Here is a 16,642-nt window from a genome sequence, read left to right as displayed (position 1 = left end):
GGGCGCGCGGTTCCCCGCGCCCCTACTCGGTGTTCCCCTCGACCACGGCCAGGAGGGCACCGGCCTCCACCTGCTTGCCGGGCTCGGCGTCGAGGGTGCTCAGCGTGCCCGTGACCGGGGCTGTGATCTCGTGTTGCATCTTCATCGCCTCCAGCCAGAGGAGGGGCTGTCCGGCCTCCACCACGGCTCCCTCGGTCAGGCCGTCGGCGATGCGGACGACCGTGCCCGGCATGGGGGCGAGGAGGGAGCCGGGGGCGTGCCGGGCGGTGGGGTCGGGGAAGCGGGGCAGGGCGGTGAGGGCGGTGGCGCCCACGTACACGCGGTCGCCGTGACGGCTGACCTCGAACCTGCGCCGTACGCCGTCCACCTCGAGAACGACGAGCCCCGCGTCGGCGTGTACGACCCGCACCCCGTCGGCCGCGAGGCCGTCGCGTGTGTGCCGGTAGCGGACCTCGTGCTCCTCGCCCGCCACCGCGTACCGCTTGACCTGCGGCTGCGAGGGCAGGTTGCGCCAGCCGCCGAAGCGGGAGCGGCCGTGGGCGTCGGCGAGGGCGGCGGCGAGCGGGGCGTGCGGGTCGGGGGCCGGGGCGGTCAGCTCGGGCAGGTGGCGGTCGTAGAAGCCGGTGTCCATCCGGGCTCCGGCGAACTCCTCGTGCCGCAGGGAGCGGACGAGCAGGTCCCGGTTGGTGACGGGGCCGTGGATCACCGCGCGGTCCAGGGCGGAGGCCAGCTTGCGGATCGCCTCCGCGCGGGTGGGGGCGTGGGCGACGACCTTGGCGAGCAGGGGGTCGTAGTGGACGCCGATGTCGTCGCCGTCCGTGCAGCCGGTGTCCAGGCGGATGCCGTCCGGGACGGCGAGGCGGTGCAGGCGGCCGGTCTGCGGGGCCCAGTCGTGGGCGGGGTCCTCGGCGTAGAGGCGGGCCTCGACGGCGTGACCGTGCGCGCGTGGCGGGTCCTTCTCGAGCGGGTGCCCCTCGGCGACCCGGATCTGCTCGGCGACGAGATCGACTCCGAACACGGCCTCCGTCACCGGGTGTTCGACCTGGAGACGGGTGTTCATCTCCAGGAAGTGCGCCCTGCCGTCCGCGACGAGGAACTCGACGGTTCCGGCGCCGACATAACCGACGGCGCGGGCGGCGCGTACGGCGAGGGTGTGCAGTCCGTCGGTGAGCCGCGCGGGCAGCCCGGGTGCCGGGGCCTCCTCGATCACCTTCTGGTGGCGGCGCTGGAGGGAGCAGTCCCGGGTGCCCAGTGTCCACACCGTGCCGTGCGTGTCGGCGAGGACCTGCACCTCGACGTGCCGTCCGCCCTGCACGTAGGGCTCGACGAACACCTCGCCGTCGCCGAAGGCGTTCGCCGCCTCCGCGCGGGCGGCGGCCAGTTCGGCGTCCAGGTCCGCGAGGCGCCGTACGACGCGCATACCGCGCCCGCCGCCGCCCGCCGCGGCCTTCACCAGTACCGGCAGGTCGGCCTCGGTGACCTCGCGCAGGGGCTCGATGCCCATCAGTTCCTTGGCGCGCGTCTTGGACGCCATCGCCTCGATCGCCTCCGGGGGCGGTCCGATCCACACCAGGCCGGCGTCCTGGACGGCCCGTGCGAAGCCGGCGTTCTCGGAGAGGAAGCCGTACCCGGGGTGCACGGCGTCCGCGCCGGCCGCGAGTGCCGCCTTCACGATCAGGTCGCCGCGGAGGTAGGTGTCGGCGGGCGCCGCACCCGGGAGCCGTACCGCCGTGTCCGCCACGCGCGCGTGGAGGGTGTTCTCGTCGGCGTCCGAGTGCACGGCGACCGTCCGGATCCCGAGCTCACGGCAGGTGCGGACGACACGGCAGGCGATCTCGCCCCGGTTCGCCACCAGTACGGAATTGATCGAGGTGAACACAGCCCCTCACATCCGGAAGACGCCGAAGCCACCGCGCACGCCCTCGTAGGGCGCGGTGTGGACGGCCGACAGGCACAGGCCGAGGACGGTGCGGGTGTCGCGCGGGTCGATGACGCCGTCGTCGTACAGCCGCCCGGACAGGAACAGGGGCAGCGACTCGGACTCGATCTGCTGCTCCACCATGGCGCGCAGCGCCGCGTCCGCCTCGTCGTCGTAGGGCCGGCCCTTCGCCGCCGCCGACTGCCGGGCGACGAGGGAGAGCACGCCGGCCAGCTGCTGCGGGCCCATGACGGCCGACTTGGCGCTGGGCCAGGCGAACAGGAAGCGCGGGTCGTACGCCCTCCCGCACATGCCGTAGTGCCCGGCGCCGTAGGAGGCGCCCATGAGGACGGACAGGTGGGGGACGCGGGAGTTGCCGACCGCGTTGATCATCATGGCGCCGTGCTTGATGATCCCGCCCTGCTCGTACTCCTTGCCGACCATGTAGCCGGTGGTGTTGTGCAGGAAGAGCAGGGGGATGTCGCGCTGGTTGGCGAGCTGGATGAACTGGGCGGCCTTCTGCGACTCCTCGCTGAACAGCACCCCCCGGGCGTTGGCGAGGATGCCGACGGGGTAGCCGTGCAGGGTGGCCCAGCCGGTGGTGAGGCTGGTGCCGTACAGCGGTTTGAACTCGTCGAAGTCGGAGGCGTCGACGATCCGCGCGATGACCTCGCACGGGTCGAAGGGAATCTTCAGGTCGCCGGGGACGATGCCGAGCAGCTCGTCCTCGTCGTACCGGGGAGGCGCCGCCGGTCCCGGATCGGGGTACGCCTTGCGGTGGTTGAGACGGGCCACGACCCGGCGGGCCTGCCGCAGGGCGTCCGGCTCGTCGACGGCGAAGTGGTCGGCGAGGCCCGACACGCGCGCGTGCATCTCGGCGCCGCCCAGCGACTCGTCGTCGCTCTCCTCCCCGGTGGCCATCTTCACCAGCGGCGGACCGCCGAGGAACACCTTCGCCCGCTCCTTGACCATGATCACGTGGTCGGACATGCCGGGGACGTACGCGCCACCGGCGGTGGAGTTCCCGAAGACGACCGCGACGGTCGGGATGCCCGCCGCCGAGAGCCGGGTCAGGTCCCGGAAGACGGCGCCCCCGGGAATGAAGATCTCCTTCTGGGAGGGCAGGTCGGCACCGCCGGACTCCACCAGGCTGATCACGGGCAGCCGGTTGGCGAGCGCGATGTCGTTGGCGCGCAGGGCCTTCTTCAGCGACCAGGGGTTGCTGGCACCGCCCCGCACGGTCGGGTCGTTGGCGGTGACCAGGCACTCCACGCCCTCGACGACGCCGATGCCGGTGACCAGGGAGGCGCCGACCGTGTATTCGGGGGCCTCGCTCCCCCAGGCCGCCAGCGGGGACAGCTCCAGGAACGGCGTGTCGGGATCGAGGAGCAGTTCGATGCGCTCACGGGCGAGCAGCTTGCCGCGTCTCCGGTGCCGCTCGACGTACTTCTCGCCACCGCCCGCGAGGGCCTTGGCGTGCTCGGCGTCGAGTTCGGCGAGCTTGCCGAGCATGGCCTCGCGGTGGGCCCGGTACTCCGGGTCGGCCGTGTCCAGGGCGGATTCGAGGACCGTCACAGCAGGGCCTCCGGGATGTCGAGGTGCCGGGAGCGCAGCCATTCGCCGAGCGCCTTGGCCTGCGGATCGAAGCGGGCCCGTGCGGCGACGCCCTCGCCGAGGATGCCCTCGACGACGAAGTTCAGGGCGCGCAGGCGGGGCAGGACGTGCCGGGTGACGGGCAGGCGGACGGCCTCGGGGATCAGCTCCCGGAACCGCTCGACGGTCAGCTCGTGCGCGAGCCACCGCCAGGCGTCGTCGCCGCGCACCCAGACGCCGACGTTGGCGTTCCCGCCCTTGTCCCCGCTGCGGGCGCCGGCGAGGAGCCCGAGCGGGGCACGGCGGGTCGGTCCGGGTGCCGGGGGTTCCGGCAGCTCCGGCTCCGGCACGTCCGCGAGTACGGCGGTGTCGTAGGGCGGGTCCACAGTGATCCGGCGTCCGTCGTGGAGGACGGCCACATGGTGGACCCCGCTGTGGGGGACGTACACATCCTCGAACACCCCATAGGGAGCGCCCTTCCCCGGTGGTGCCACCACATGGAATCCGGGGTAACTGGCCAGCGCCAGCTCGACGGCGGCCCCGCTCAGTGCACGCCCGACCGCCTCCTGTCCGGGGTCCCGCACGACGAGTCGCAGCAGGGCGCTCGCGGTCTCCTCCGTGTCCGCGTCGGGCCGGTCGGTGCGCACCAGCTCCCACCGCACCTCGGCGGGCGGCGCCTTGGCGAGCGCGCCGGTCATCTGCTCCCGCACGAGATCCGCCTTGGCCTCGATGTCGAGCCCGGTGAGGACGAACACGACCTCGTTGCGGAAGCCGCCGAGCCGGTTTCGCCCGACCTTGAGCGTGGGCGGCGGCGCCTCCCCTTCGGTTCCTTCGACGCGTACCCGGTCGGGGCCGTCCTGGGTGAGCCGTACGGTGTCCAGCCGGGCGGTGACGTCGGGCCCTGCGTACCGGGCGCCGCCCGTCTCGTAGAGCAGCTGCGCGGTGACGGTGCCGACGTCGACGAAGCCGCCGGTGCCGGGGTGTTTGGTGATGACGCCGGAGCCGTCCTCGTGCAGCTCGGCGAGGGGGAAGCCGGGCCGCAGTGAGTCGCCGGGCGGCCGCTCGCCGAAGAAGGCGTAGTTGCCGCCGGTGGCCTGGGTCCCGCACTCCAGCACGTGCCCGGCGACGACGGCTCCCGCGAGCCGGTCGTACTCCGTCGGCGCCCAGCCGAAGTGGGCGGCGGCGGATCCGGTGACCAGGGCCGCGTCGGTGACCCGCCCGGTGACCACGATGTCGGCGCCCTCGCGCAGACAGGTCGCGATGCCGAAGCCCCCGAGGTAGGCGTGCGCGGCCAGCGCACCCGGGTGGGCGGCGGTGAGGTCGTCGCCCTCCACGTGGGCGACCCGTACCGGGACGCCGAGCCGCCCGGCCAGCCCCCGCACGGCGTCCGCGAGACCGGCCGGGTTGAGCCCGCCGGCGTTGGTGACGATCCTGACGCCGCGCTCGTGGGCGAGGCCGAGGCAGTCCTCCAGTTGCCGCAGGAAGGTGCGGGCGTACCCGGCGGAGGGGTCCTTGAGCCGGTCGCGGGCCAGGATGAGCATGGTCAGCTCGGCGAGGTAGTCGCCGGTGAGGACGTCGAGCTCACCGCCGGTGAGCATCTCGCGCAGGGCGTCGAAGCGGTCGCCGTAGAAGCCGGAGGCGTTGCCGATGCGCAGGGGCCTCGCCGTCACCGCGCGGTGTCCCCCTTCGGCTCCCGGCCCCCTCCGGGCGGCCCGGCGAAGGCCTGGGCGATGTCCAGCCAGCGGTCGGCGTCGGGACCGTCGGCGGTGAGGGCGAGGTCGGCGCGGTGGGCACGCTGGGTGACCAGGAGGCAGAAGTCGAGCGCGGGGCCGGTGACGCGGTCCGTGGCGTCCTCGGGACCGTACGTCCACAGCCCGCCCGAGGGGGCGGTGAGTTCGACGCGGAACTGCTCGAACGGTGCGGGCAGCCCGTGCACCCCGAAGGCGAAGTCGCGGGTGCGGATACCGAGCCGCACCACGTGCCGGAGCCGGTCGGTGGGCGGCCGCACCACACCCAGCGCGTCCGCCACGTCCAGGCCGTGGGCCCAGGTCTCCATGAGCCGGGCGGTGGCCATGGAGGCCGCGGACATGGGTGGGCCGTACCAGGGGAAACGCGCCCCCTCGGGTGCTGCCCGCAGGGCGTTCTCGAGGGCCTCGCGTCCGGCGCGCCAGTCCGCGAGCAGCCGTGCGGGCGGTAGGCCGGCCCCCTCCCGCGCGGCGTTGTCCACGAAGTCACCGGGCTCGGTCAGCGCCTTCTCGACCTCGCGGGCGAAGGCGCCCTGATCGGTCACGGCGAGCAGCGAGGAGCGGTCGGTCCAGGCGAGGTGCGCGATCTGATGGGCGACGGTCCAGCCGGGCGCGGGGGTGTCCAGCGCCCATTCCTTCCCACCCAGCCCGGCCACCAGCCGGTCGAGTTCGTCGCTCTCCGCACACAGGTCGTCGATCACGGGCGTCGGGTCGGCCATGGAGCGAGCATGACAGGCCACCAAAAAACAATCAAGCATGCTTGCTGGATTCCATTCCGTCATCACGGCGGCAGCGGGCAAGGCCGGGCGACAACGGCGCCCACTTGCCCGCAAATATTAGTCCGTGCTAATTTCCAGATGTGGCCGAACCTTATGAGCTGCGCTTCTTCGATGATGTGCTGGACTGGATCAAAACACTCGCCAAGGAGGACCCGGACAGTCACCTCCACGTGATAGCCGCTCTGGAGCGGCTTCAGGAAGTGGGCCCGGCGCTGCGGCGGCCAACGGTCGGCGCGATCGAGAAGAGCCGATACCGGAACATGCGGGAGTTACGCCCACGCAACGGCGGGACGGTGAGCATTCGGATGCTTTTCGTCTTCGACCCCGAGCGGCGGGCCATCTTCCTGGTTGCGGGCAACAAGGCCGCCGGGCGTCAGTGGGCGGCCTGGTACCCCCGGGCGATCAAAGAGGCCGACGGCAAGTTCACGGCATACCTTGAGGCGCTGGAACAGGAGAAGAAGAAAGGGCAGGGCGAATGAACCTCGGCTCCATGGACGACCTGACGGCCGACATCACACCCGAGAAGCGCGAGCGTATCGATGCCATTAAGGCGGAGATGGTCGATGCGGAGCGCGGACACGAGCTGGCCACGCTCCGCAAAGCTCAGGGCTTCACCCAGATCCAGGTCGCCAAGGCGATGGGTGTCACGCAGGGCCGGGTAAGCCAGATCGAGCGAGGCACCGCTCGCCTGGACACCTCGACGATGGCGGCGTACCTGCACGCGATCGGTGGCGAGCTGACCATAACGGCCACCGTGGGAAACCTTTCGGTACGGCTGTAGGGCGCAACGAGCCGCAGCCCGGCGACGGGGCCGGGTTGATTCAAGGGACGAGAGCGACTCCAGCCCTGGCACGCCTCGCCACGCCCGGCGATCATCAGGAAGCGTCCCCCGGCGCCTTCGCGCGCCCCCGCCCCACCTGGGTCCGTACCGCCCCCATGCTCGCCGCGATGACCAGGGCGATGGCGGCGGCCTCGGTGAGGGTGAGGGCCTGGCTGAGGATGAGGAAGCCCGCGGCGGCGGCGATGGCCGGTTCCAGGCTCATCAGGATGGCGAAGGTGGAGGCGGGCAGGCGGCGCAGGGCGAGGAGTTCCAGGGTGTACGGCAGGACGGAGGAGAGCACCGCGATCGCCGCGCCCAGGCCGAGGACCGTCGGGTCGAGGAGCTTGGTGCCGGACTCGGCGATGCCCAGCGGCAGGAACACCAGCGCCGCCACGCCCATGGCGAGGGCGAGTCCGTCGGCCTGCGGGAAGCGGCGGCCCGTACGCGCGCTGAAGACTATGTAGGCCGCCCACATGACACCGGCCCCCAGGGCGAAGGCGGCACCCGCGGGGTCGAGGCTGTCGAAGCCTCCGCCGCCGAGCAGGAAGACACCGGCGAGGGCGAGTCCGGCCCAGAGGAAGTTGATCGCGCGCCGGGAGGCCAGCACGGACAGGGCGAGCGGGCCGAGGACCTCCAGGGTGACCGCCGTACCGAGGGGGATGCGGGCGGCGGCCTGGTAGAAGAGGCCGTTCATCCCGGCCATCGCGAGCCCGAAGACGATCACCGTGGTCCAGTCGGCGCGCGAGTGCCCGCGCAGCCGGGGCCGGCACACCAGGAGCAGCACGACCGCGGCCACCAGCAGCCGCAGCGTCACGACGCCGAGCGCGCCGGCCCGCGGCATCAGGGTCACCGCGAGCGCCCCGCCGAACTGCACGGAGATCCCCCCGGCGAGCACCAGCCCGACGGGTCCCAGCGAGCCCCGCCCGCGCGGAGCACCCGCCCCGCCGGGCGTATGCCCGGGAGCCGCCGCGGGTACGGCGGCCGGGGCCGGGACGGACGGGGTGGCGGAGCTGGGGGTGGTCACGGCGCCTTCCATGGGCTCGGTACGGGGAGCGGGTGACCCCCCTCGGGGATTGTGCATGGGGATGAACTGCCCGGTCCAGAGTAATGGACCCAGTCAGCACCATGCGGCTTTCACATAGCTGACGATGGGGCCCGCGTCCCGCCCGGGTCAATCCGGTCCGTCATACGGACGATCGGACGGACGACGACACGGCGGCATGACGCCGTGGGTCAACGGAAGGTCACCCACCGGTCTCGACGGCCGTCGTCCGTGCCCGCTTCGCAACTCACCTGTGACGCCCCGTGCCGCACGTTCCGCCTCGCCCCGGCGTCACAGTCGCAGGAGTCGGGTTCAACGGACCGAGGGGGCACGGACGATGAAGTGGCACGCGACGACGAAGCAACGCAGAACGGCGAAGCGACACGGGACGACGAAGCGGCACGGGACACGGCGGCTGGGCGGCGCACTGCTGGCACTCACGGCGGCGAGCGGCCTGCTGCTCACCGGATGCAGCGCGGGCGGCGACGGGAACGCGGCGACCGACAGCGGGTACGACCGCAGGGGGAACGGCTCGGCCCCGCTCCCCGCCCCCGACGGCCCCCAGGGCCCGGGCGAACAGCGTGAGGGCGAGGAGCGCGAGGGCGAGCAGGACTCCCGCGACATCGCCCCCGCGCCGGACTACCTGTCCACCTTCGCCCTCGACGTCGACACCGCCTCCTACGGCTACGCCCGCCGCACCCTCGCCGACGGCCGGCTGCCCGACCCGTCGACGGTCCGCCCCGAGGAGTTCGTCAACAGCTTCCGCCAGGACTACGCCCGCCCCGACGGCGACGGCTTCACGGTCACCGTCGACGGCGCCCGCACCGACGAGGACGAATGGTCCCTGGTCCGCGTCGGCCTCGCCACCCGCCCCGCCGAGCCGAGCGGCGAGCGCCCGCCCGCGGCCCTCACCTTCGTCGTCGACATCTCCGGCTCCATGGCCGAACCGGGCCGCCTCGACCTCGCCCGGCGGTCCCTCGGCACCATGACGGACCGACTGCGCGACGAGGACTCCGTGGCGATCGTCACCTTCAGCGACGAGGCCGAGACCGTCCTGCCGATGACCCGCCTCGACGGCAACCGGGGCAGGATCCACGACGCCGTCGACAGCCTGGAACCGGCTCTGTCCACCAACCTCGGCGCGGGCGTCGAGACCGGCTACGCGACCGCCGTCGAGGGCCTGCGCGAGGGCTCCACCAACCGGGTCGTCCTCGTCTCCGACGCGCTCGCCAACACCGGCGAGACCAACGCCGACGCGATCCTCGAACGCATCTCGACGTCCCGTCGCGAGCACGGCATCACCCTCTTCGGCGTGGGCGTCGGCAGCGACTACGGCGACGCCCTGATGGAACGCCTCGCCGACCGGGGCGACGGGCACACGGTGTACGTGTCCGACGAGGAGGAGGCCCGCGAGGTCTTCTGCGAACAGCTGCCCCGCAACATCGAGCTGACCGCCCGCGACGCCAAGGCCCAGGTCGCCTTCGACCCGCAGACGGTCGCCGAGTTCCGCCTCGTCGGCTACGACAACCGCCGCGTCGCCGACGAGGACTTCCGCGACGACGGCGTCGACGGCGGCGAGGTCGGCCCCGGCCACACCGTCACCGCCCTGTACGCGGTCCGTACGAGGTCCGGCGCCGACGGCCACCTCGCCACGGCCACGGTCCGCTGGCTCGACCCCGACACCCGCGCCCCGCACGAGGAGACCGGCGCCCTGGAGACCGACGCCCTCGACGACTCCGTCTGGACCGCCGACCGCGGCCTCACGCTCACCGCGACCGCCGCCTACTTCGCCGACGCCCTGCGCTCCTCCGGCCACCGCCACAGCGCCCTGCCCGGCGCCCCCGGTCTCGGCGAACTCGCCGAACGCGCCGCCGACCTGTCCTCCCGGACCGAGGACAAGGCCGTCCGCGAACTGACCCAAGCCATCCGCGACGCGAACCGCCTCGCCTGAACCCTCACGAGTCTTTCTCCAGGGCCTCCGCCAGCACCTCCGCCAGGTGGCGGCCCCGTACACCCGCCAGCTGGTCCAGCTGGGTGCGGCAGGAGTAGCCGTCGGCCAGGACCAGCGCGTCCTCCGGTGCCTGCCGCACCGCGGGGAGGAGCTGGTCCTCCGCGCAGGCCACCGACACCTCGTAGTGACCCTTCTCGAAGCCGAAGTTGCCGGCGAGGCCGCAGCAGCCGCCGCTCAGGTCGCCGGTGAGGCCCGCGGCGGCGCGCAACCTGCGGTCGGCCGTGTCGCCGAGGACCGCGTGCTGGTGGCAGTGGGTCTGGCCGGTGACGGGGCGGTCCAGGGCCGGTGGGGTCCAGTCCGGTGCGTACTGCTCCAGGGTCTCCGCGAACGTGCGGACGCGGGAGGCCAGTCGCGCCGCGCGGGGGTCGTCGTGCAGGAGCTCCGGTGCGTCCGTGCGCAGGGTCGCCGCGCAGCTCGGCTCCAGGACGACCACGGGGGCGCCGGTGGCGAGCACCGGTTCCATCAGGTCCAGGGTGCGGCGCAGCACCGCGCGGGCGCGGTCGAGCTGGCCCGTGGAGATGTACGTCAGGCCGCAGCAGACCCGGCCGCGGCGGGCCGCCGGCAGCCGCAGCGCCGAGCGGGAGCGCGCGTCCCCCACCAGGCCCCGGGCTCCGGCCAGGCGCAGCGTCGGGGGCAGCGCGACCCGCAGGCCCGCCGCCTCCAGGACCCGTACGGCCGCGCGGCCCACGGAGGGCGAGAGGTGCTCGGTGAAGGTGTCCGGCCAGAGGACCACCAGAATCCCCGGGGCGGAGGGCACGGCGGTCCGCCGTCCCCGCCACCAGCGGGTGAACGGCTCCCCGGCCAGGCGCGGGATCTCCCGCTCCCCCGCGATCCCGCCCAGCCGTTTCGCCGCCCGCGCGAGCAGACCCACCGAGGCGCCCGCGTTGACCAGCGCCGCCGACCTGGTACGCGCCACCCAGCCCAGCCACAGCGGCAGCCGTCCCATCGCGTAGTGGGCGGCGGGGCGGCGGCGGCCGGCGTAGTGGTGGTGGAGGAACTCCGCCTTGTAGGTGGCCATGTCGACCTCGACCGGGCAGTCCGAACGGCAGCCCTTGCAGGACAGGCACAGGTCCAGCGCGTCCCGTACCTCCGTGGACCGCCAGCCGTCGGTCACCAGCTCGCCGGCGAGCATCTCGTGCAGCAGCCGGGCGCGCCCGCGCGTGGAGTGCTCCTCCCGGCCCGTCGCCCGGAACGACGGGCACATCACCGCCGGTCCCGACGCCGACTCCGTACGGCACTTGGCGACGCCCACGCAGCGGCGGACCGCCGCGGAGAAGTCGCCGCCGTCGGCGGGGTAGCCGAAGGCGACGTCCACCGGTTCGCGCGGCAGGACGGCGAAGCGGAGGTTCGCGTCCAGGGGCTCGGGGCGCACCAGCATCCCCGGGTTGAGCAGGTCGTCCGGGTCCCAGACGCCCTTGACGCGCTCGAAGAGGGCCACCGTCTCCGGGCCGTACATGCGCGGCAGCAGCTCCGCGCGCGCCTGCCCGTCGCCGTGTTCGCCGGACAGCGATCCGCCGTGGGCCACGACCAGGTCGGCGAGTTCCCCGGAGAAGGTCCGGAAGCGGGCGATGCCCGGTTCCGTCAGCAGGTCGAAGTCGATGCGGACGTGGATGCAGCCGTCCCCGAAGTGCCCGTACGGCGCTCCGCGCAGCCCGTGGGCGGCCAGCAGCCCACGGAAGTCCCGCAGGTACGCGCCGAGCCGGGCGGGCGGCACCGCGCAGTCCTCCCAGCCGGGCCAGGCCTCCGTCCCGTCCGGCATCCGGGTCGCCGTGCCGCTCGCGTCCTCCCGGATGCGCCACAGGGCGCGCTGCCGGGCCGGGTCGGTCACCACCAGGGAGTCCACGACGTCCGCCGCGCGGACGATCGCGTCCGCACGCGCGCGTGCCTCTTCCTCCGTGTCCCCGCCCGTCTCGACGAACAGCCAGGCACCACCGCGCGGAAGGTCCACCGAGGACGGCACCAGGTCCGCCGCCATGCCCTCCACGGTCAGCGGCTCGTGCTCCAGCAGCCCGGCCGCGGCCTCGGCGGCGCCGCTCTCGTCGGCGTACGCCAGCACGGCGAGCGCACGCGCGCGGGGGGCGCGCACCAGCTCCACGACCGCCTCCGTCAGCACGCCCAGCGTGCCCTCGGAGCCGCAGAAGGAGCGGGCGACGTCGGCGCCCTTCTCGGGCAGCAGGGCGTCCAGGGCGTATCCGGAGATGCGGCGGGGCAGCTCGGGGAAGCCGGTGCGCAGCCGGGCGAGTTCGCCGTCCACCAGCTCCCGCAGACCCGCCGGGGCCCCGGCCCACCCCCGTCCGGGTCGCAGCCGCTCCCCGCGCGGGGTGACGACCGACAGTTCCCGCACGTTGTCCGCCGTCGTCCCCCAGGCGACCGAGTGGGAGCCGCAGGAGTTGTTGCCGATCATGCCGCCGAGGGTGCAGCGGCTGTGCGTGGAGGGGTCCGGGCCGAAGCGCAGTCCGTGCGGGGCGGCGGCCTCCTGGAGCCGGTCGAGGACGAGGCCGGGCTGGACGACGGCCGTGCGGGTCCCCGGGTCGAGGGAGAGCAGCCGGTTCATGTGCCGGGTGAGGTCGAGCACCACACCGGTGCCGGTCGCCTGGCCCGCGATCGACGTGCCGCCGCCGCGCGGCACCACGGGGACGCCGTGCTCCCTGCAGACGGCGAGGGCCGCCGCCACGTCGTCGGCGTCCCGCGGCGACACCACGCCCAGCGGCACCCGGCGGTAGTTGGAGGCGTCCATGGTGGTCAGCGCCCGCGCGGTGACGCCGAAGTCCACCTCACCGCGCACGTCCGCGCGCAGCCCGGCCCGCAGTTCCCGGAGATCCGTCATATCCCCCAGGATGCCCCCGGGGCGAGCGGAGCGCCGGTGCCGGCTCGCACCCCGCGCGGTGCACGGGGCGGGACCGCCGGGGGCCCGACTCCCTCAGGAGTGGCTCAAATACCAGGAACGAGAACGGAATCCTCCCAACCAGATCACTAACTTGCATATAGTGACCGCGAGTTGCGCGCAGTTGTCGGCCCTCGTTCCAGAAGCGACCCCGGAACCGGGCCCGGCGACCCCATGGACCACTCGAGGGCCGCGCGGACCACATGTGCAGACGACACGTGCAGACCACACGTGCAGACGAGACGACACGGGCAGACGACGGCGTATGCCCCGCGGACCCGACCGAGGACTCGACCGAGGACCCTGATTGATGACCTCCCCCCTGCTCCCCGGCGACCGCCCCACCCCCCGCAGCCTGCTGCCCGTCCCCCTGCTCACCGCGACGCTCTCCGCGGTCGGGGTCGTCGTCGCGGTGCTCCTGGGACCGGCCTCCGCGCGCGGCGCCCTCACGGCGGCCGGAGTGATCGCCGCCCTGCTGCTGTGCGCGGCCGTCACCTGGGCCACCCACGCCGCCCTGACGGCGCGGGCGCTCCGCGGGCGGCTGGAGGAGGTCGGCCAGGACGTCGGCCGGCTGCTCCAGGAGCGCGCCCGGCAGGCGGAGGAGGCCCGCCGCCAGCACGAGCGGCTGACCGGCGAACTCACCCGGGAGCGGGCCCGGTTGTCGGCCGACCTGGACCAGGAGCGGGCCCGCCTCGCGAAGTCCGTGGCCGCGGAGCGCGAGCGCCTCAGCGATCAACACGCCACCGCCACGGCCCGGTTGACGCAGGAGCACACCGCCGAGCGGGCGCGGCTCGCGGAGGAGCACGCCACCGAACTCACCCGGCTGAGGGACGACCACGCCGCCGAACTCTCCCGGCTCGCCGACGGGCACGCCGGGGAACTGCGCCGGCGCGCCGGGGAACACGACGCCCACACCGCCGAACTGGTCCGGCAGCACACCGACGAGCGCGACCGGCTCGAGGCGGAACTCAAGCGGCTCGGCGAGGAGCGGGCGCGGCTGTCACAGGACCGGGACCGGCACATCGGGGAGAACGCGCGGCTGGCCGTCCGGCTGCGCGAGGCCGACGGCGCCCGCGCCGCCGCGCTGTCCGCGACGGCCAACGCGGCCGGCCGGATGCAGGCCCTGTCCACCGGCATGCTCGCGGACCTGCGCGCGATGGAGGACAAGCACCACGACGAGGAGGTCCTCGCCGACCTCCTCCACCTCGACCACCGCACCGCGCAGGCGGGCAGGCTCGCCGACTCCGTCGCCGTCCTCACCGGCGCCCGCTCCGGCCGCCGCTGGGCCCGGCCGATCCGCATGGAGTCGATCCTGCGCGGTGCCATGGGCAGGATCAGCGGCTACCGGCGCGTCCGCGTCCACTCCGCCGCCGACACCGCCGTCGCCGGGCACGCCGCCGAGGGCGTGATGCACGCGCTCGCCGAACTCCTCGACAACGCGGCCAACTTCTCGCCGCCGACCGCTGAGGTCCACGTCTACGTGGAGGAGGTGCCGGCCGGCGTCATCGTCTCCGTCGAGGACAGCGGGCTCGTCATGGGCGAGGCCCAGCTGCGGCGTGCCGAGCGTGCCGTCTCCGGCGAGACCAGCGGGCTCGGCGGCCTCACCGGCACCCGGCTCGGACTCGCCGTGGTGGGCCGGCTGGCCCGGCGCTACGGCCTCCGGGTCTCCTACCGGCCCTCGGCCCGCGGCGGCACGGGCGTGCTGATGCTCGTACCGCAGGACATCCTCGTATCGCCGGACGCGCCCCACACCCCGCCCACCGGCACCCCCGCCCCGACGGGCCCCCGCACCGGAGCGCACACCCGGCCCGCGCGGCCCGCACGCTCCGAGGCAAAGGCACCGGCGGACACGGCGCCCGGGCCGTCCGCGCCGGGCCTCCCCCAGCGCACCGGCACCCGCCCGGCCGAGGCACCGGCCGTCCACCCCGCCGACGCCACGGCCCCGCCGGAAACGGGCCCCGCGGCCACGTCGGCGACCGCGTCGGCCGGCCACTCGTACGCGGCACACCGCGCCGGAGCCGACCTCGACCCCGACCCGGTGCCCACCCACGGGTCCCCGGACCGGCCCACGGACCCGAGCCCGAACACAGGCACGGACGCATCCGCACCGGACGCGCCCCCGCTCGGCCTCCCGCGCCGCCGCCGCGGCCGCACCCTCGCCGAGGCCGAGCACACCCGAAGCGCCGGGACCCGCGCCACCACCCCGCGCCCCGCGGCGCCCACCGCCGAGGAGACGAGGGCCCGCACGGCCCGCTTCAGCAGCTTCCGCCAGGCCGTCCGCGCCACCGCCCCGGACGACGCGGAACCCTGCACGGAAGCAGCACCCTGCACAGAAACGGACACAGGCACAGGCACAAGCACAGGCACAGGTACGAGCACGGACACCGGCGCAAGCACCGCCCCCCTCGACACACCCACCCCGACCCCCACCCCCGTAACCCCGGAAGGCGACACCACCTCATGACCGGCACGACGACCGCCGACGAGAAGCTCACCTGGCTGATAGAAGGCCTGCTGGAGCGCACGCCGGGCGCGCGGCACGCGCTCGTGCTGTCCAGGGACGGCCTGAAACTGTGCCGCACCCCCGAGCTCTCCGCCGACCAGGCCGACCAGCTCGCCGCGATCGCCGCGGGCATCCAGTCCCTGTCGCACGGCGCGTCCGTGGAGTTCGGCGACGGCAGCGGAGGCGTCAGGTCGGCGATGACCGAGTTCTACGGCGGCGTGCTGTTCATCGTGGAGGCCGGCCAGGGCGCGCACCTGGCCGTCATCACCGATGAGGACGCCGACGCCGGGCTCATCGGGCACAACATGAGCGAGCTGGTGGAGCAGCTCGGGGAGCACCTGACCGCGCCGCCGCGCACCTCATGAGCAGGCCGGGCAGGGACGACGCCCCCGACCGCCTCTACACCGTCACCGGCGGCCGCAGCCGGTCCGGGGCCGACACCCCCTTCGACCTGGTGACCCTGGTCGTCGCCGAATGCGATCCGGTGCCGGGCATGCAGTCCGAGCACGCCGCGATCCTGCGGCTGACCGAACGGCCCACGGCGGTCGTGGAGATCGCGGCCGAGCTGAAGCTGCCGGTGAGCATCACCCGCATCCTGCTCGCCGACCTCCAGGCGGCGGGGCGCGTCAGCGCCCGCCACCCCCGCCAGGCCGCCGTACCCGACCCCGACATCCTGGAGCAGGTGCTCGTTGGACTCCGCAACCTCTGAGACGCGTACGCCGCTGGGCGCGTCGGCCGACAACGGCCTCAAGATCGTGGTCGTGGGCGGCTTCGGCGCCGGCAAGACGACGATGGTCCGCTCGGTGAGCGAGATACGTCCCCTCAACACCGAGGAGACGATGACCCGGGCCGGGGAGGCCGTCGACGACACCAGCGGGGTGAGCGGCAAGACCGCGACCACCGTCGCCTTCGACTTCGGCCGCATCACCCTGGACCGGCGCAATGTGCTGTACCTGTTCGGGGCGCCCGGCCAGGAACGCTTCTGGTTCCTGTGGGACCGGCTGTTCTCCGGCACCCTGGGCGCGGTCGTCCTGGTCGACACCCGGCGCATCGACGAATCCTGGTACGCCATCGACCGGCTGGAGAAGCACGGCACGCCGTTCATCGTGGCCTGCAACGACTTCGGCGGCCCCGCCTTCGCCCCGGAGCAGATCCGCGAGGCCCTCGACCTCGATCCGCACGTCCCGCTGGTCACCTGCGACGCGCGGTCCCGGGAGTCCAGCAAGCTGGTGCTGATCACACTGGTGGAGCACATCCAGGCCCGCTACGCCGACCCGGCCCGAGCCCCCCGTCAGGAGCTGGTGTGAGCCCCACCCCCGCGTCCCCGGCCGCCGCCCCCGTCGCCCT

At 73.9% G+C, this 16,642-nt stretch carries 13 protein-coding genes; 7 read left to right on the top strand and 6 right to left on the bottom strand.

What is annotated here, in order from left to right; translation table 11 throughout:
- Positions 1-22: 22 nt before the first annotated feature.
- From AB0I73_RS06155 to AB0I73_RS06140, 4 genes are read right to left on the bottom strand one after another with little or no spacing between them, the layout of a single operon-like run.
- Complete coding sequence (locus AB0I73_RS06155) at positions 23-1,879, bottom strand: biotin carboxylase N-terminal domain-containing protein (RefSeq protein WP_363034242.1); 1,857 nt, start codon at positions 1,877-1,879, stop codon at positions 23-25.
- A 6-nt stretch (positions 1,880-1,885) separates the two neighbouring features.
- Entirely contained in the window at positions 1,886-3,493 is a 1,608-nt protein-coding gene (locus tag AB0I73_RS06150; RefSeq protein ID WP_363034240.1) for a carboxyl transferase domain-containing protein, read from the bottom strand.
- The gene (locus tag AB0I73_RS06145; RefSeq protein ID WP_363034238.1) at positions 3,490-5,181 is read right to left on the bottom strand and encodes an acyclic terpene utilization AtuA family protein; all 1,692 of its coding nucleotides are present in this window, start codon (positions 5,179-5,181) and stop codon (positions 3,490-3,492) included. Before AB0I73_RS06145 ends, AB0I73_RS06150 begins: the two co-directional genes overlap by 4 nt.
- A complete protein-coding gene (locus AB0I73_RS06140) occupies positions 5,178-5,975 on the bottom strand; it encodes a TIGR03084 family metal-binding protein (RefSeq protein WP_363034236.1) in 798 nt (265 codons plus the stop codon). Before AB0I73_RS06140 ends, AB0I73_RS06145 begins: the two co-directional genes overlap by 4 nt.
- Before the next feature lie 140 nt (positions 5,976-6,115).
- Here AB0I73_RS06140 and AB0I73_RS06135 point away from each other — a divergent pair, with 140 nt between their 5' ends.
- Both AB0I73_RS06135 and AB0I73_RS06130 read left to right on the top strand, forming a co-directional pair.
- A complete protein-coding gene (locus AB0I73_RS06135) occupies positions 6,116-6,514 on the top strand; it encodes a type II toxin-antitoxin system RelE/ParE family toxin (RefSeq protein WP_363034234.1) in 399 nt (132 codons plus the stop codon).
- 11 nt (positions 6,515-6,525) lie between these two features.
- Positions 6,526-6,816 carry a helix-turn-helix transcriptional regulator gene (locus AB0I73_RS06130; RefSeq protein ID WP_279335352.1) on the top strand — a complete coding sequence of 97 codons (291 nt, stop codon included), beginning with the start codon at positions 6,526-6,528 and terminating at the stop codon, positions 6,814-6,816.
- Positions 6,817-6,910: 94 nt separating this feature from the next.
- Here the strand turns inward: AB0I73_RS06130 and AB0I73_RS06125 are convergent, their stop codons facing one another.
- On the bottom strand, positions 6,911-7,879 hold the full coding sequence (locus AB0I73_RS06125; protein WP_363034232.1) for an EamA family transporter: 969 nt from the start codon (positions 7,877-7,879) through the stop codon (positions 6,911-6,913).
- Between the two features lie 355 nt (positions 7,880-8,234).
- Between AB0I73_RS06125 and AB0I73_RS06120 the strand changes: the two genes are divergently transcribed.
- Complete coding sequence (locus AB0I73_RS06120; RefSeq protein WP_363034230.1) at positions 8,235-9,848, top strand: von Willebrand factor type A domain-containing protein; 1,614 nt, start codon at positions 8,235-8,237, stop codon at positions 9,846-9,848.
- A gap of 4 nt (positions 9,849-9,852) precedes the next feature.
- Here the strand turns inward: AB0I73_RS06120 and AB0I73_RS06115 are convergent, their stop codons facing one another.
- Positions 9,853-12,735, bottom strand: coding sequence for an FAD-binding and (Fe-S)-binding domain-containing protein (locus tag AB0I73_RS06115; protein WP_363034228.1), 2,883 nt, complete (start codon positions 12,733-12,735; stop codon positions 9,853-9,855).
- Positions 12,736-13,102: 367 nt separating this feature from the next.
- Here AB0I73_RS06115 and AB0I73_RS06110 point away from each other — a divergent pair, with 367 nt between their 5' ends.
- From AB0I73_RS06110 to AB0I73_RS06095, 4 genes are read left to right on the top strand one after another with little or no spacing between them, the layout of a single operon-like run.
- The gene (locus tag AB0I73_RS06110; protein WP_363034226.1) at positions 13,103-15,256 is read left to right on the top strand and encodes an ATP-binding protein; all 2,154 of its coding nucleotides are present in this window, start codon (positions 13,103-13,105) and stop codon (positions 15,254-15,256) included.
- Positions 15,253-15,660, top strand: a complete 408-nt coding sequence (locus tag AB0I73_RS06105; RefSeq protein WP_109379352.1) for a roadblock/LC7 domain-containing protein — start codon at positions 15,253-15,255, stop codon at positions 15,658-15,660. Before AB0I73_RS06110 ends, AB0I73_RS06105 begins: the two co-directional genes overlap by 4 nt.
- Positions 15,657-16,004 (top strand): DUF742 domain-containing protein, encoded by a 348-nt coding sequence (locus tag AB0I73_RS06100; RefSeq protein WP_363034224.1) that lies wholly within the window; start codon positions 15,657-15,659, stop codon positions 16,002-16,004. The genes AB0I73_RS06105 and AB0I73_RS06100 overlap by 4 nt, the downstream gene beginning before the upstream one ends.
- Complete coding sequence (locus tag AB0I73_RS06095; RefSeq protein WP_258308419.1) at positions 15,985-16,602, top strand: ATP/GTP-binding protein; 618 nt, start codon at positions 15,985-15,987, stop codon at positions 16,600-16,602. Before AB0I73_RS06100 ends, AB0I73_RS06095 begins: the two co-directional genes overlap by 20 nt.
- The last annotated feature ends 40 nt before the right edge of the window (positions 16,603-16,642 follow it).

Source organism: Streptomyces sp. NPDC050388, assembly GCF_040655635.1.
Taxonomy (GTDB): Bacteria; Actinomycetota; Actinomycetes; order Streptomycetales; family Streptomycetaceae; genus Streptomyces.
Note: the sequence above shows the minus strand (reverse complement) of the source record. Positions and strands in the feature narration are given on the sequence as shown.

Bases quoted from the DNA above. Each gene is read 5' to 3' on its own strand.
- AB0I73_RS06140 (WP_363034236.1), bottom strand. From the start codon at position 5,975: ATGGCCGACCCGACGCCCGTGATCGACGACCTGTGTGCGGAGAGCGAC.
- AB0I73_RS06130 (WP_279335352.1), top strand. From the start codon at position 6,526: ATGGACGACCTGACGGCCGACATCACACCCGAGAAGCGCGAGCGTATC.
- AB0I73_RS06120 (WP_363034230.1), top strand. From the start codon at position 8,235: ATGAAGTGGCACGCGACGACGAAGCAACGCAGAACGGCGAAGCGACAC.
- AB0I73_RS06115 (WP_363034228.1), bottom strand. From the start codon at position 12,735: ATGACGGATCTCCGGGAACTGCGGGCCGGGCTGCGCGCGGACGTGCGC.
- AB0I73_RS06110 (WP_363034226.1), top strand. From the start codon at position 13,103: ATGACCTCCCCCCTGCTCCCCGGCGACCGCCCCACCCCCCGCAGCCTG.
- AB0I73_RS06105 (WP_109379352.1), top strand. From the start codon at position 15,253: ATGACCGGCACGACGACCGCCGACGAGAAGCTCACCTGGCTGATAGAA.
- AB0I73_RS06100 (WP_363034224.1), top strand. From the start codon at position 15,657: ATGAGCAGGCCGGGCAGGGACGACGCCCCCGACCGCCTCTACACCGTC.